The 12,077-nt window shown below is 67.5% G+C and carries 13 protein-coding genes and 1 tRNA gene; 6 read left to right on the top strand and 8 right to left on the bottom strand.

The window, feature by feature from the left end; all coding sequences use genetic code 11:
* Positions 1 to 49 precede the first annotated feature (49 nt).
* Entirely contained in the window at positions 50 to 328 is a 279-nt protein-coding gene (locus ACQY9P_RS05595) for a helix-turn-helix domain-containing protein (RefSeq protein ID WP_421736252.1), read from the top strand.
* A 101-nt stretch (positions 329 to 429) separates the two neighbouring features.
* Here ACQY9P_RS05595 and ACQY9P_RS05590 read toward each other — a convergent pair whose 3' ends face one another.
* Complete coding sequence (locus ACQY9P_RS05590; RefSeq protein WP_421736253.1) at positions 430 to 2,031, bottom strand: DUF6538 domain-containing protein; 1,602 nt, start codon at positions 2,029 to 2,031, stop codon at positions 430 to 432.
* 99 nt (positions 2,032 to 2,130) lie between these two features.
* Positions 2,131 to 2,206 (bottom strand) — tRNA-Ala (locus tag ACQY9P_RS05585).
* A 118-nt stretch (positions 2,207 to 2,324) separates the two neighbouring features.
* On the opposite strand from ACQY9P_RS05585, the gene ACQY9P_RS05580 reads away from it, so the two are divergent.
* The 3 genes from ACQY9P_RS05580 to ACQY9P_RS05570 all read left to right on the top strand — a co-directional run bounded on the left by ACQY9P_RS05580 (position 2,325) and on the right by ACQY9P_RS05570 (position 4,907).
* Entirely contained in the window at positions 2,325 to 2,630 is a 306-nt protein-coding gene (locus tag ACQY9P_RS05580) for a YggT family protein (protein WP_421736254.1), read from the top strand.
* Between the two features lie 10 nt (positions 2,631 to 2,640).
* Positions 2,641 to 2,925 carry a DUF167 family protein gene (locus ACQY9P_RS05575; protein WP_421736255.1) on the top strand — a complete coding sequence of 95 codons (285 nt, stop codon included), beginning with the start codon at positions 2,641 to 2,643 and terminating at the stop codon, positions 2,923 to 2,925.
* A 221-nt stretch (positions 2,926 to 3,146) separates the two neighbouring features.
* Entirely contained in the window at positions 3,147 to 4,907 is a 1,761-nt protein-coding gene (locus ACQY9P_RS05570) for an ATP-binding protein (RefSeq protein ID WP_421736256.1), read from the top strand.
* On the opposite strand, the gene ACQY9P_RS05565 is transcribed toward ACQY9P_RS05570, so the two are convergent.
* The 3 genes from ACQY9P_RS05565 to ACQY9P_RS05555 form a co-directional block, all read right to left on the bottom strand.
* A complete protein-coding gene (locus ACQY9P_RS05565; protein WP_421736257.1) occupies positions 4,847 to 5,314 on the bottom strand; it encodes a very short patch repair endonuclease in 468 nt (155 codons plus the stop codon). The genes ACQY9P_RS05570 and ACQY9P_RS05565 overlap by 61 nt on opposite strands.
* A 52-nt stretch (positions 5,315 to 5,366) precedes the next feature.
* Positions 5,367 to 6,353: a cysteine synthase A gene (gene cysK / locus ACQY9P_RS05560; protein WP_421736258.1), complete on the bottom strand. Its 987-nt coding sequence runs from the start codon at positions 6,351 to 6,353 to the stop codon at positions 5,367 to 5,369.
* Between the two features lie 69 nt (positions 6,354 to 6,422).
* Positions 6,423 to 7,547 (bottom strand): DNA cytosine methyltransferase, encoded by a 1,125-nt coding sequence (locus ACQY9P_RS05555; protein ID WP_421736259.1) that lies wholly within the window; start codon positions 7,545 to 7,547, stop codon positions 6,423 to 6,425.
* A 47-nt stretch (positions 7,548 to 7,594) separates the two neighbouring features.
* Between ACQY9P_RS05555 and ACQY9P_RS05550 the strand changes: the two genes are divergently transcribed.
* Entirely contained in the window at positions 7,595 to 8,053 is a 459-nt protein-coding gene (locus ACQY9P_RS05550) for a COG3650 family protein (RefSeq protein ID WP_421736260.1), read from the top strand.
* On the opposite strand, the gene ACQY9P_RS05545 is transcribed toward ACQY9P_RS05550, so the two are convergent.
* Together ACQY9P_RS05545 and ACQY9P_RS05540 are read right to left on the bottom strand one after the other, a co-directional pair.
* Positions 8,050 to 8,217, bottom strand: a complete 168-nt coding sequence (locus ACQY9P_RS05545) for a hypothetical protein (RefSeq protein ID WP_421736261.1) — start codon at positions 8,215 to 8,217, stop codon at positions 8,050 to 8,052. The genes ACQY9P_RS05550 and ACQY9P_RS05545 overlap by 4 nt on opposite strands.
* 329 nt (positions 8,218 to 8,546) lie before the next feature.
* Entirely contained in the window at positions 8,547 to 9,734 is a 1,188-nt protein-coding gene (locus ACQY9P_RS05540) for an acetyl-CoA C-acyltransferase (protein ID WP_421736262.1), read from the bottom strand.
* A gap of 156 nt (positions 9,735 to 9,890) precedes the next feature.
* Between ACQY9P_RS05540 and ACQY9P_RS05535 the strand changes: the two genes are divergently transcribed.
* Positions 9,891 to 11,636, top strand: a complete 1,746-nt coding sequence (locus tag ACQY9P_RS05535) for an N-acyl-D-amino-acid deacylase family protein (RefSeq protein ID WP_421736263.1) — start codon at positions 9,891 to 9,893, stop codon at positions 11,634 to 11,636.
* A 2-nt stretch (positions 11,637 to 11,638) separates the two neighbouring features.
* Here ACQY9P_RS05535 and ACQY9P_RS05530 read toward each other — a convergent pair whose 3' ends face one another.
* Entirely contained in the window at positions 11,639 to 12,070 is a 432-nt protein-coding gene (locus tag ACQY9P_RS05530; protein WP_421736264.1) for a DUF1330 domain-containing protein, read from the bottom strand.
* Positions 12,071 to 12,077: the final 7 nt, after the last annotated feature.

Raw genomic sequence — 12,077 nt, 5'->3', positions numbered from 1 at the left:
TGAGCTTCATCACCTATAGGCGCCTCATTTTGGTGCGTAAATCCCGTGGTTGAAAATCCCGCATCTCGCGACCTTCCCGGCCGTGCCACGGGTCTCAGGAAAAACAGATAGCGATCAACGCCTGCTGAAGCTGGGCGCGGCTATCCGTGCGCAGCGGCTGGCCTTGGGTATGTCTCAGGAGGCTCTGGCGGACGCGTCAGGCGTGGATCGCTCGCACATGGGTGAGGTCGAGCGCGGGAAACGGAACATCACGTTCTTGAACATCGTGCGCATAGCTGAAGCAATGAGCGTGAAGCCCTCAGAAATCATATCGGCGGCAGGGCTTTAGGGAGCGCAAGCGCGCGCAGACGCGGGCCATAGAGTTCCGTGACGCCTGCACTCTACGGTCATTCAACCCACGTCTTCCACGAAGTGGTGCGAGGGTATGAGCTAGTCACCCGCCCTGAAGGCAGGCGGCAGCGGCGGGAGCTTGAACCCCGGCACCTTGTACTGGCGCATCCCTTCGACAAGCTGGTGAAGCGTGTAACCGTCGCCATAGTCGTCAGCAGCGTCCTTGCCCTTATGACCCATGATCTGCCGCTGCACGCCTTCGACCATCTTCACATGGCGGGCGTACCGCTTGAAGGTGTGACGGAACGAGTGAAATACCATTCGCCCCTCGGTGATACCAACAACTTGGCGCTTATAGTCGTTGAACCACTCCCCCCACTTCGCGGTCAGACGCCCATACTTGTTCGGTCGGAGCGCAGGGAAGAGCCGAGCCTGTCCCACATCTTTGGCGGCCTGGACGAAACGAATGAAGCCCTGCTGCACTAGCGAATGATGCACAGGAATGACGCGTTCACTGCCAGCGTTCTTGAGCTTGAGGTCATCTTCCTCGTCTTCCATGACATGAATGAACCAGGCCGTCCGCTCTTCCTCGTCGGCGTCGGGATAGGTTTCCTCCCGCACGTCGGATGGACGGAGCTGACCCAACTCCTCCATGCGCGCACCCGTGAATAGCGCGAGGAGCGGAAGCCAGTAGGCAGTCTCGCCTCTGCCCTCGGTCGGACGTTCGTCTTGCGCGTAGATCGGGCTGCCAAAGATCGCCGCGAGCGACGGAAGGTCGAAGGGCTTGCGCTTGTTTTTCTCCGCGTCCGGTACGATGAGCGTGACATCCTGGGCCGGGTTCACCGGGATGTAGTCATTCGATACGGCGTAGTTCAGCAGGGTCCGCAGGCGCGATAGTTTGACCTTCACGTTGGCTGCTGTCGTACCTTCCGCCAGCAGCTTGTCCTTGAAGGTGAGCACATCCCGTTTGGTGATCTTCTCCACTGGGAGGTCGCCCGTGCGCTCATTAAACCAGCGAGCAACCGCCCGGTGTGCATCGACCCCTTTCGGGTCGACTTTTCGCTCTACTGCCCACTTGTCGACGACCTTATCGAGGGGCGTTTCGCTGGTCACCGCAGCTACGGGAGTGGCTGTGTTTCCGCTAAGATTGGGCGCGGACTGTTGGGCTTGGGCGGCGCGAAGCCGCTCTATCTCCGATCTGGCGATCGCGGCTTGTTCTTCGGCGACTTTCCTAAAGTAAGCTTGGTGCGTCACAAGGTCGCGAGCGAGGCTCTGCTCGGACGTCAGGCCCGAGCCGTCTCCGGGCATAATCTTGCGTTCATACTCATCCAAAGCCTCGCGCCTCTCATCTGCGAAGTCTTCCTCCTGCTGGTTAAGCTCAGCGCCTTCGATGTGGTGGATCCACTCGGCCTCGCTCATGGTGGCGAAAGGGTCAACTCCCTTGCTCGCGACTGTGGGTGGCGATGCGGGCGCACGGGACTGGCCATCGGTGGTCCGCACGCCTTTTGCGCGGTGAGCATCGAACTCCCGCTCAAGTTCCGCCCATTTCAGCGGCAGCAACTTTCTTGCATGCTTCGGGTCGGCAGTCCCGAGCGCCCGCGTGATTTCCTTCTTCGGCGGCGGGTAGTGATGCAGCACATCAAGCGGGATGCGGCGTCGAATGGAGTAGCGAGCCCCGCGACGAATGAGACCAGTCGGCATCTTACCCTCTGCATCGTGTGTAGCAGACGCAGGAGGCTCGATCATTTTAAGCTGCTGATTTTGCGGAGTTTCTAAGTCACTCAACGACTTAGAGGTCCTTGGTGGAGCCGAGGGGAATCGAACCCCTGACCTCCTCATTGCGAACGAGGCGCTCTACCATCTGAGCTACGGCCCCAAGGAAGCGCGGGAATAAGGCGGGCCGGGGCTCGCGTCAAGCGGGGGAATGCGCGCCCTTGGACTTAGGCGGTCGAAGCGCTACATCCCCCTGCGACACGTCACGCAAAGGAACGACCATGGGTTCGGCTATCGTCTGGCTCTTCAATACGATTATCGGCCTGTTGATCATGCTGATCTTCGTGCGGGCCATCGTCAGCTGGCTGGTCCAGTTCGATATCATCAACACCCGCAATCGCGTGGTGGGTCAGATCCTGATGATGCTGGAGCGGCTGACCGATCCGGTCCTGAACCCGATCGCGCGGGTCCTGCCCAGCATCGGCGGCATCGACATCAGCCCGATCGTGGCGTGGCTGGCGCTGAAGGTCATCCAGATCCTGTTCAACGTCTATCTGGCCGGCCCGCTGGTGGCCGCGCTCGGTTAGGCCGACCGCCTTGGCCGTCATCCTGGCCGTCCGCCTGACCCCCCGGGGTGGGCGCGACGGGGCCGACGGCTGGGCCGCGGACGCCGAGGGGCGTCCCTATCTGAAGGTGCGGGTGACCAGCGCCCCGGTCGAGGGCGAGGCCAACGCCGCCCTGACGGCGTTCATCGCCAAGAGCCTGAAGGTTCCCAGATCGGCCGTGCGCCTCGCGGCCGGCGCGACCGCGCGCCTCAAACGGCTCGAGATCGACGGTGTGGACGAGGCCGATCTGGAGCGGGTGTTCGGCGCCAAGCCCTGATCCCCAGAATGTGGCGTTATCCGTGCCGATGGGGTAAAATATACCTCTCCTGAATCCCCGGGCGGTCGCGTTCGCCATTAAAATTGCAAGCAACCCAAGGAAATGTCGGGTTCCGGACCATTGACGGAAAGGTGGTGCTTCACGTCATCTTAGGGTCTCGGCGGGACAGATGGCCAGCGCGACAGGATGTAACGGCCAACCGGGGGGGGGATCTGGCGCCGATGGGGGTTGAGCAGCCGCAGGGAGACTACGCGCGCGCCGCGGCGTCGAGACGCGCCGCGACCCTTTTCCGCCTGACCGCCACCCTGATGATCGCGGTCCTGCTGCACCTCTATATCCGCATGGAATGGGTATGGGTCTGGGCCGGGCTCTACACCCTGGCCCAGGGCGTCGAGCTGTGGGTCGGGCGACCGATCATCCTTGAGCCGGAACGCGTTCCGTCCCGATGGCGACGCCGGGCCATGGCCTGCTCGCCGGTCCTGACCTCGACCATCTTCGGCTCGCTCTCGATCCCGCTGTTCGCCTCGCACGAGCGGTTCGCCCCGACCCTGGGCGCCATGCTGCTGGCCGGATCCCTGCTGAACGTGATCGCGGTCAACGCCAGCCTGAGACTGGCGACCCTGTCGGCGGCGGCGCCGCATCTGCTGTATCTGCTGATCGTGCCCTTCATCGCCCGCATGGCCAATCCGGGCGCGCCCCTGGCCAACGCCCTGTGGTTTGGAGCCCTGCTGCTGGTGGGCTCGGTCGCGGTCGCCAACCGGACGCTGTCGGCGGCCCTCAGCGCCGAGGCCGCCGCCAAGGACGAGGCCGAGCGCCGCCGGCACGAGGCCGAGGAGGCCGTCGCCGCCAAGTCGGCCTTCGTGGCCATGATCAGCCACGAACTGCGCACCCCGATCAGCGCCATCCTGGCGGGCGCGGCGCGCCTGCACAGCGAGGTTCCCGAGGCCAGCTCCAAGGTCCACGCGCAACTGATCAGCGACGCCGGCGGCCTGATGCGAACCCTGCTCAACGATCTGCTGGACTTCTCGCGCCTGGAGGCCGGCCGCATGGCCATCGAGAAGGCCCCGTTCGACCTGCGCCAGACCGTGTCCGACACCCTGCGCTTCTGGCGGCCGGACGTCGCTCGCAAGGGCCTGCGCCTTCGCGTCGAGGGGGCCGCCAGCCTGCCCCGCTGGGTGGCCGGCGACGCCCTGCGCCTGCGCCAGGTGCTCAACAACCTGCTGTCCAACGCCATCAAGTTCACTGAACGCGGCGCGATCACCGTGCGACTGGGCTGTGTCAGCGATGACATGGTCCACCACCTGACGGTGGCCGTGAGCGACACCGGTCGCGGGATTTCCGCCGCATCGCTGCCGCGCCTGTTCACGCCTTTCGACCAGCTCAGCGCCTCTGTCGTGCGCCAGCACGGCGGCTCGGGCCTGGGTCTGACGATCAGCCGTGAGCTGACCCGGCTGATGGGCGGCGACCTGACCGTCGAAAGCCCCCCGGGCCGCGGCGCGACCTTCACCGTGCGACTGGCTCTGGAGCACGCCCAGGCGCCGGAGGTCGGCGAGATGGGCCCGTCGATCGCCGGGGCGCGGGTGCTGGTGGTCGATGACCACGTGGTCAACCGCCGCGCCATCGAGCTGGTCCTGCAGCCGTTCGGCGTGGAGGCGACCCTGGCCGAGTCCGGCGAGGAGGCCCTGGAATTGTTGGGCGCCGAGGTCTTCGACGCGGTGCTGATGGACGTCTACATGCCCGGCATGGACGGCCGCGAGGCCACCCGGATCCTGCGCGCCGGTTCGGGCCCCAACCGCGACACTCCGGTGATCGCCGTCACCGCCTCGGCCACGCCCAAGGACTGGGAGGCCTGCCTGGCCGCCGGCATGGGCGCTCACGTGGCCAAGCCGATCGATCCGATCGAACTCTATGCGGCCCTGGCTCAGGTTCTGTCCGGCGACGAGCGGGACGGGGCGAGCCTGACGCCGGCCGCGGCCGTCTGATCCAGAATCGCCGCCAACCGGGCTTTCAGGGCCGGCGCGTCTTTCATCTGACACTCCCAGATCGTCTCGACCCGCCAGCCGGCGGCCTCCAGCGCCAGCGCCGAGGCGGTGTCACGCGCCTTGTTGCGCGCCACCTTGGCCAGCCAGTAGTCGCGATTGGCCTTGGGCACGCGGGCGCCGCGCGCGCAGTCGTGGCCGTGCCAGAAGCAGCCGTGGACGAAGAAGGCCAGCTTGCGCCCCGGCATCACCAGGTCGGGCCTGCCCGGCAGGTCCTTGCGCTGCAGGCGATAGCGGGCGCCCAGGCTGGTCAGGGTCTTTCGCAGCAGGAGCTCGGGCTTGGTGTCCCGGCTCCTCACCCGCGCCATCACCGCCGAGCGCTTGGCCTTGTCATAGACGTCGGTGGTCATCGCGAAGGGTCTCGGCGTCGCCTCGCCATAGAGGCGACGCCGGGCCGGGCGCCTACAGCCCCTCGAACAGGGCCGTGGACAGGTAGCGTTCGGCGAAGCTGGGGATGATCGCCACGATCAGCTTGCCGGCGTACTCGTCGCGCAGGGCCAGGTCGAAGGCGGCGGTCAGCGCCGCGCCCGAGCTGATGCCGACCGGCAGACCCTCGACGGCCGCCGAGCGACGGGCCATGGCGAAGGCGTCGTCGTTCGACACCTGGACGATCTCGTCGATCACGCCGCGATCCAGGATGCCCGGCACGAAGCCGGCGCCGATGCCCTGGATCTTGTGCGGGCCGGGCGCGCCGCCCGACAGCACCGGCGAGGCTTCCGGTTCCACCGCGATCATCTTCAGGCCGGGCTTGCGGGCCTTCAGCACCTGGCCGACGCCCGAAATGGTGCCGCCGGTGCCGACGCCCGAGACCACGGCGTCCACGGCGCCGGCGGTGTCGTTCCAGATCTCCTCGGCGGTCGAGACGCGGTGGATCAGCGGATTGGCGGCGTTCTCGAACTGCTGCGGCATCACCGAATTGGGCGTGGCCTCGATGATCTCCTGGGCGCGGGCGACGGCGCCGCGCATGCCCTTCTCGGCCGGGGTCAGTTCCAGCTTGGCGCCCAGCAGCAGCAGCATCTTGCGGCGCTCGATCGACATGCTTTCCGGCATGACCAGGATCAGCTTGTAGCCCTTGGCGGCGGCCACGAAGGCCAGGGCGATGCCGGTGTTGCCGCTGGTGGGCTCGACGATGGTGTCGCCCGGCGTCAGCAGGCCCTGGGCCTCCAGCGACTCGATCAGCGACACGCCGATGCGGTCCTTCACCGACGACAGGGGATTGAAGAACTCCAGCTTGGCCACGACCTCGCCCTTGGGCTGGATCTGCGCCGACAGGCGCGGCAGGCGGATCAGCGGGGTGTCGCCGATGGTGTCGAGGATGGAGTCATAGATCTTGCCGCGCCCGGAACGCTTGAAGCGGGCCGCATCATAGGAGGGGGCGCCATCGGCCATGGGAGTTTCTCGCGAAAGGTTGGCGGGTCTAATCTCACCTTACGGCGTGGGGTTTTGCCTGTCAGCGGGTCATTCGGCGGCAAGGCTTGCAGATTTGCTATCGACCAGCGGCTCCAGCAGGCGCTCTGCCAGCCAGCGGACCACGGGCGGGGCGACGCCGTCGCCGATCACGTGCAATCCGGCGGTCTGACTGCCGGGCAGCGCGTAGCCGTCGGGCAGGCCCATCAGCCGGGCGCCCTCGCGCGGACTGATCAGGCGCGAGCGGATCTGGCCCTGGTCGATGACCAGCAGGGTCTGGCGCGAAGAGCCGCCGCGCGGCGTGCGCAGACAGCCCGCCAGGCCGTCGAACCGCACCTCGGCCCGCTGCTCGCCCGCCCGCATGCGCTTGAAGACCGAGCCAACGGCGCGCTCGCCGGTCCTGACGCGCAGGTCCACGGCGGCGCGGTGAGCGGGGGCCATCAGGGCCAGCAGGGCTCGGGTCTTCTCCGGACTGCTCCAGCGCGCATCCGCGTCGGGTTCGAGGATGGCGGCCAGGTCGGTGTTGCGGGCCGGCGGCGCGTCCAGACCCCACCAGATCCAGCCGGCCTGCAGGTCTTCGGGCAGGCGGTCGTAGGCGGCCTTCACGGCGCGGGTCTGGAAGGGGCTGGGACCGCTCAGGGCGTCGGCGGGCTTGCGGGTGGCGACCACGAACACGCGCGGCCGCGACTGCGGGGTGAAGCGCGAGGCGTCCACCTCCAGCGCGCCGAAGCGATAGCCCTCGCCCGTCAGGGCCTGACACAGGGCGGTGAAGTCGCGTCCCTCGTGCGAGGTCAAAAGCCCCACGACGTTCTCGACAATGATGGTGTCGGGCCCGCGCTGCTGGGCGTTCAGGGCCTGCATCAGCCGCCAGAACCCGAAGAAGGCCGAGGACCGGCCGCCGCTCAGACCCGCTCGCGCGCCGGCCAGGCTGAAGTCCTGGCAGGGGCTTGAGGCCCAGGCCAGATCCGTGGTCGGCAGGGTCTGCGACTCGATCGCCCAAACGTCGCCCTCATGAAAATGCTCTGCCGCGTCGGCGAAATTGGCGCGGTAGGTCGCCGCCTTGACCGGATCGAAGTCGTTGGCGAAGGCGCACGACCAGCCGTCTCCCAGGCCGATGCGGGCCATCCCGCCGCCGGCGAAGAATTCCAGGAAGGTGCGAGAGGCTTTTCGAGTCATGCTGCCGGAGTCTAGCCTCAGTCGGGTAAAAGGGGATAGCCGCCGCCATGCTTCGCACCATCGCCACGCTTGCTCTGGTCGTGACCGCCGCCCTGACCCTGGCCGCCTGTGGCGAGTCGATGGGCGTTTCGGAGGAGGCGACACCGCCCGCTGATGCGCCGGCCGCCAGCGGGCCGGACTATACCGGCGATATCGACGTGCTGGGGACCGAGCCGTTCTGGACCGTCAGGATCCGGTCAGGCGGCGTCGCCCTGACGCGGCCCGATCATCCCGACGTCAGCAACGCCAATCCCGGCGTTCGGCTGGACGGCCAGCAGGGGGTGTGGGACTCAAACGGCGCCAGGGAAGGCGAGGGACGGCTGGTGGTGCGCCTGACGCCGGGCGTCTGCACCGACGGCATGTCGGACCGCGTCTACCGGTTCCGCGCCGAGGTGTGGATCGACGGGGAGACGCTGGCGGGTTGCGCCGATCACACCGACCAGCTGACGGCCCAGCCCAAACCCTAGCTGTGTCGCAGTTCGATCGTCTGGAACGCGGAGGTCTTGGCCTGCGGCCTGCCGGCGCCGGGCGTGGGAATGAGCAGGCCGATGGCGACGGACAGTACGAGGGCGAGGGCGAAGAAGGCCTTGATGGCCATGGCGGGTCTCTGGTCTGGCGTCGACGCGAACATCGCGTGATCCGCCTTCAGCAACACAGATGGTTACGAAGGCGCGGGGTTCAAGCACCGCCAGAATACGGAACGGGCCGGGACCCCGATGGAGGGTTCCGGCCCGATTTTCGATTCCCTTCCCCCTTGATGGGGGAAGGGCAGGGATGGGGGTGACGCGGCGGTTCAGCCGGCAAGCGCCCGATCACCCCCACCCAACCCTCCCCCATCGAGGGGGAGGGCTCATTCACGCTATAAGATCTCGAACAGACCCGCCGCGCCGCGCTGAAATCGCGAATGCGATTTCAGCCACTTCAAAAGTGATGGGCGCCTCTTGTCCGTCCTGATCGAAATCAGAAGATTTCGAACAGACCCGCCGCGCCCATGCCGCCGCCGATGCACATGGTCACCACGCCCAGCTTGGCGCCGCGACGCTTGCCTTCCATCAGCAGGTGGCCGGCGCAGCGGGCGCCGGTCATGCCGAAGGGGTGGCCGATGGCGATGGAGCCGCCGTTGACGTTGTACTTTTCCGGATCGATGCCCAGCTTGTCGCGGCTATAGAGGCACTGGCTGGCGAAGGCTTCGTTCAGTTCCCACAGGTCGATGTCGTCGACCTTCAGGCCATGGCGTTCCAGCAGGCGCGGCACGGCATAGACCGGGCCGATGCCCATCTCGTCGGGCTCGCAGCCGGCGACGGCGAAGCCGCGGAAGGCGCCCAGCGGGGTCAGGCCGCGACGGGCGGCCTCGGCGGCTTCCATCACCACCACGGCGGCGGCGCCGTCCGACAGCTGGCTGGCGTTGCCGGCGGTGACGAACTTGCCCTCGCCCATGACGGGCTTCAGGCTGGCCAGGCCTTCCAGGGTGGTGTCGGCGCGGTTGCACTCGTCCTTGTCGACCACGTAGTCGACGAAGCTCTCTTCCTTGGTTTCCTTGTTGACCACCTTCATCTTGGTGGCCATCGGGACGATCTCGTCCTTGAACAGGCCGGCGGCCTGGGCGGCGGCGATGCGCTGCTGGCTACGCAGGGCGTATTCGTCTTGGTATTCGCGGCTGATGTTGTAGCGCTTGGCCACGATGTCGGCGGTGTCGATCATCGCCATCCAGAGGGCCGGATGGGTGCCCATCAGCTTCTCTTCGGTGATGTGGAAGCGGTTCATGTGACCGCCGCCCTGCACCAGCGAGATCGACTCGACGCCGCCGCCGATGGCGACATTGGCGCCGTCGTTGCGCACATAGTTGGCCGCCGTGGCGATGGCCTGCAGGCCCGACGAGCAGAAGCGGTTGATGGTCTGGCCCGAGGTGGTGACCGGCAGGCCGGCCCACATGGCGGCGTTGCGGGCCACGTTCATGCCGGTGGCGCCTTCGGGACCGCCGCAGCCCAGGGCCACGTCTTCGACTTCGCCGCCGTCAAGGCCGGCGCGCGACACGGCGTGCTGGATGGCGTGACCGGCCATGGCCGCGCCGTGGGTGTTGTTGAAACCGCCGCGGTTGGACTTGGCCAGACCGGTGCGGGCGTAAGAGACGATGACCGCTTCGCGCATTGGGCGCTTCTCCCCGTTAAACGTTAGTTTGAATTGGCGGCCACCCTAGACTCGGAATTCCGCGCGGGAAAGGTCACGCGAACGTAAAGCGGCTTGACGTTCGCGGCAGGTGGGCGGACGCTGGTTAACAACGATAATATATGGGAGGCGGCGGCCATGGCGGATCACGCCTATGATCTGGTGCTGCGCGGCGGCACGGTGCTGGACGGATCCGGCGCGCCAGGTTTCGTCGCCGACGTGGGCGTCCGGCGCGGCCTGATCGCCGCCGTCGGGCCAGATCTGGCCGCCGGGCGCGAGGAAATCGACGCCCGAGGGCGTCTGGTCACCCCCGGCTTTGTCGACATCCATACCCACTATGACGGCCAGGCGACCTGGGACGCGCGCATGACGCCCAGTTCGGGCCACGGCGTGACCACGGTGGTGATGGGCAATTGCGGCGTCGGTTTCGCGCCCTGCCGGCCGGAGGACCGCGACCGGTTGATCCGTCTGATGGAGGGTGTGGAGGACATTCCCTTCCCGGTGCTGACCGAGGGCCTGCCCTGGAACTGGGAGAGCTTTCCCGACTATCTCGACGCGCTGGAGGCGCGGGCCTTCGACGTCGATATCGGCGCCCAGCTGCCGCATGCGGCCCTGCGGGTCTATGTGATGGGCGAGCGCGGGGCCCATCGCGAGCCGGCGACGCCCGCCGACATCGCCGCCATGGCCGCCATCGCCAAACGGGCGGTCGAGGCCGGGGCCCTGGGCTTTTCCACCTCGCGCACCCTCAATCACCGCACCAGCGACGGCCAGCCCACCCCGACCCTGACGGCGGGCGAGGACGAGCTGACCGGCATCGCCATGGGCCTGGCCGCCGCCGGCAAGGGCGTGCTGCAACTGGTCTCGGACTTCCATCCCGACGGGCTGGCCGAGCTTTCCATGGTCCGCCGGATCGTCGAGGCGTCAGGCCGGCCGCTGTCGTTCTCGCTGGTTCAGAGTCCCCATTCGCCGAACGGCTGGAAGGCGATGCTGGCGGAACTGAGCGCCGCCGTCGACGCCGGCCAGCCGATGAAGGCCCAGGTCTGCGGCCGCCCCGTGGGCGTGCTGTTTGGCCTGGAGCTGACCCTCAACCCCTTCAGCCAAAACCCGGTCTTCGGCGAGATCGCCAAGGCCTCGCTGGCCGACAAGGTCGCGGCCCTGTCCGACCCCGACTTCCGCGCCCGCCTGCTGGCCTATGACGGCGAGGCCGCCGGGCCGTTCACGATCCGCACCCTGCGGGCCTGGGACAATCTCTTCCCCATGGCGGCGGCTCCCGACTATGAACCGACCGCCGACATGACCGTGGCCGCCCGCGCAGCGGCCTCGGGGCGCGATCCGGCCGAGGTGGCGCTGGACGTCCTGCTGGAGAACGGCGGGCGCGGCATGCTCTACAATCCGTTCCTGAACTATGCCGACGGCTCGCTGGACCCCAGTTTCGCGATGCTGAACCACAGGGACACCGTGCCCGGCCTGTCGGACGGCGGGGCGCATGTGGGCATGATCTGCGACGGCAGCTTCCCGACCAGCAATCTCGTCCACTGGACCCGTGACCGCACGCGCGGTCCGCGCATCGCGCTGGAGACCATGGTGGCGATGCAGACCCGCGACACCGCCCAGACCGTGGGCCTGATGGATCGCGGCCTGATCGCGCCGGGCTATCGGGCCGATCTCAATGTCATCGACTATGAGGGCCTGAGCCTGGAGGCGCCGCGCGTGGCCTACGACCTGCCGGCCGGCGGTCGGCGGCTGACCCAGACGGCGCGCGGCTATGTGGCGACCATCGTGGCGGGGACCGTCACCTATCGCGACGGCGAGCCGACAGGCGCCCTGCCCGGGCGGCTGGTGCGCGGGGCAAGGTCGGCGCCGATCGCCCTGGCGGCGGAGTAGCCTTACTCCCCGAAGCCTTCGCCCGGCGTCAGCGGCGACAGCCGGATCAGCCGCGAGTCCTCGACCGCCGCCTGCCGGTGCTTGACGAACTCGCGGTAGTCCGGGTCGGTGACCATGGCGAAGAAGACCCCGGCGTTGGGATATTCGGCGATGAAGGCCAGGTCCCAGCGCTCGTCCGTCGGCCCGGTCAGGACCAGTTCGGGCTTGCCCGCCCAGATCTGCCGGCCGCCCAGTTTCGCGAACAGCGCGGCCGTCTCGCGACCATAGGCGCGATAGGCGTCCAGCCCCGACCGGCCCTTGCCGCGCTCGGGATGATCGACCGGATAGTCGGCGACGGCCTTGAGCCGCACCAGGTTCAGCATCTGGATCGGCGTGTCGCGCGGCAGGCCCTTGAAGGCGTCGAACTGCTCGCGGGTTGGGTCGATGCTGGACATGGCGCGT

The organism is Caulobacter sp. (genome assembly GCF_965279145.1).
Taxonomy (GTDB): Bacteria; Pseudomonadota; Alphaproteobacteria; order Caulobacterales; family Caulobacteraceae; genus Caulobacter.
Note: the sequence above shows the minus strand (reverse complement) of the source record. Positions and strands in the feature narration are given on the sequence as shown.

What these genes read in the sequence shown, in the direction of transcription:
- ACQY9P_RS05590 (WP_421736253.1), bottom strand. Translation starts at nt 2,031, where the DNA reads ATGCCGACTGGTCTCATTCGTCGCGGGGCTCGCTACTCCATTCGACGC.
- ACQY9P_RS05580 (WP_421736254.1), top strand. Translation starts at nt 2,325, where the DNA reads ATGGGTTCGGCTATCGTCTGGCTCTTCAATACGATTATCGGCCTGTTG.
- ACQY9P_RS05570 (WP_421736256.1), top strand. Translation starts at nt 3,147, where the DNA reads ATGGGGGTTGAGCAGCCGCAGGGAGACTACGCGCGCGCCGCGGCGTCG.
- ACQY9P_RS05565 (WP_421736257.1), bottom strand. Translation starts at nt 5,314, where the DNA reads ATGACCACCGACGTCTATGACAAGGCCAAGCGCTCGGCGGTGATGGCG.
- cysK (WP_421736258.1), bottom strand. Translation starts at nt 6,353, where the DNA reads ATGGCCGATGGCGCCCCCTCCTATGATGCGGCCCGCTTCAAGCGTTCC.
- ACQY9P_RS05555 (WP_421736259.1), bottom strand. Translation starts at nt 7,547, where the DNA reads ATGACTCGAAAAGCCTCTCGCACCTTCCTGGAATTCTTCGCCGGCGGC.
- ACQY9P_RS05550 (WP_421736260.1), top strand. Translation starts at nt 7,595, where the DNA reads ATGCTTCGCACCATCGCCACGCTTGCTCTGGTCGTGACCGCCGCCCTG.
- ACQY9P_RS05545 (WP_421736261.1), bottom strand. Translation starts at nt 8,217, where the DNA reads ATGTTCGCGTCGACGCCAGACCAGAGACCCGCCATGGCCATCAAGGCC.
- ACQY9P_RS05540 (WP_421736262.1), bottom strand. Translation starts at nt 9,734, where the DNA reads ATGCGCGAAGCGGTCATCGTCTCTTACGCCCGCACCGGTCTGGCCAAG.
- ACQY9P_RS05535 (WP_421736263.1), top strand. Translation starts at nt 9,891, where the DNA reads ATGGCGGATCACGCCTATGATCTGGTGCTGCGCGGCGGCACGGTGCTG.
- ACQY9P_RS05530 (WP_421736264.1), bottom strand. Translation starts at nt 12,070, where the DNA reads ATGTCCAGCATCGACCCAACCCGCGAGCAGTTCGACGCCTTCAAGGGC.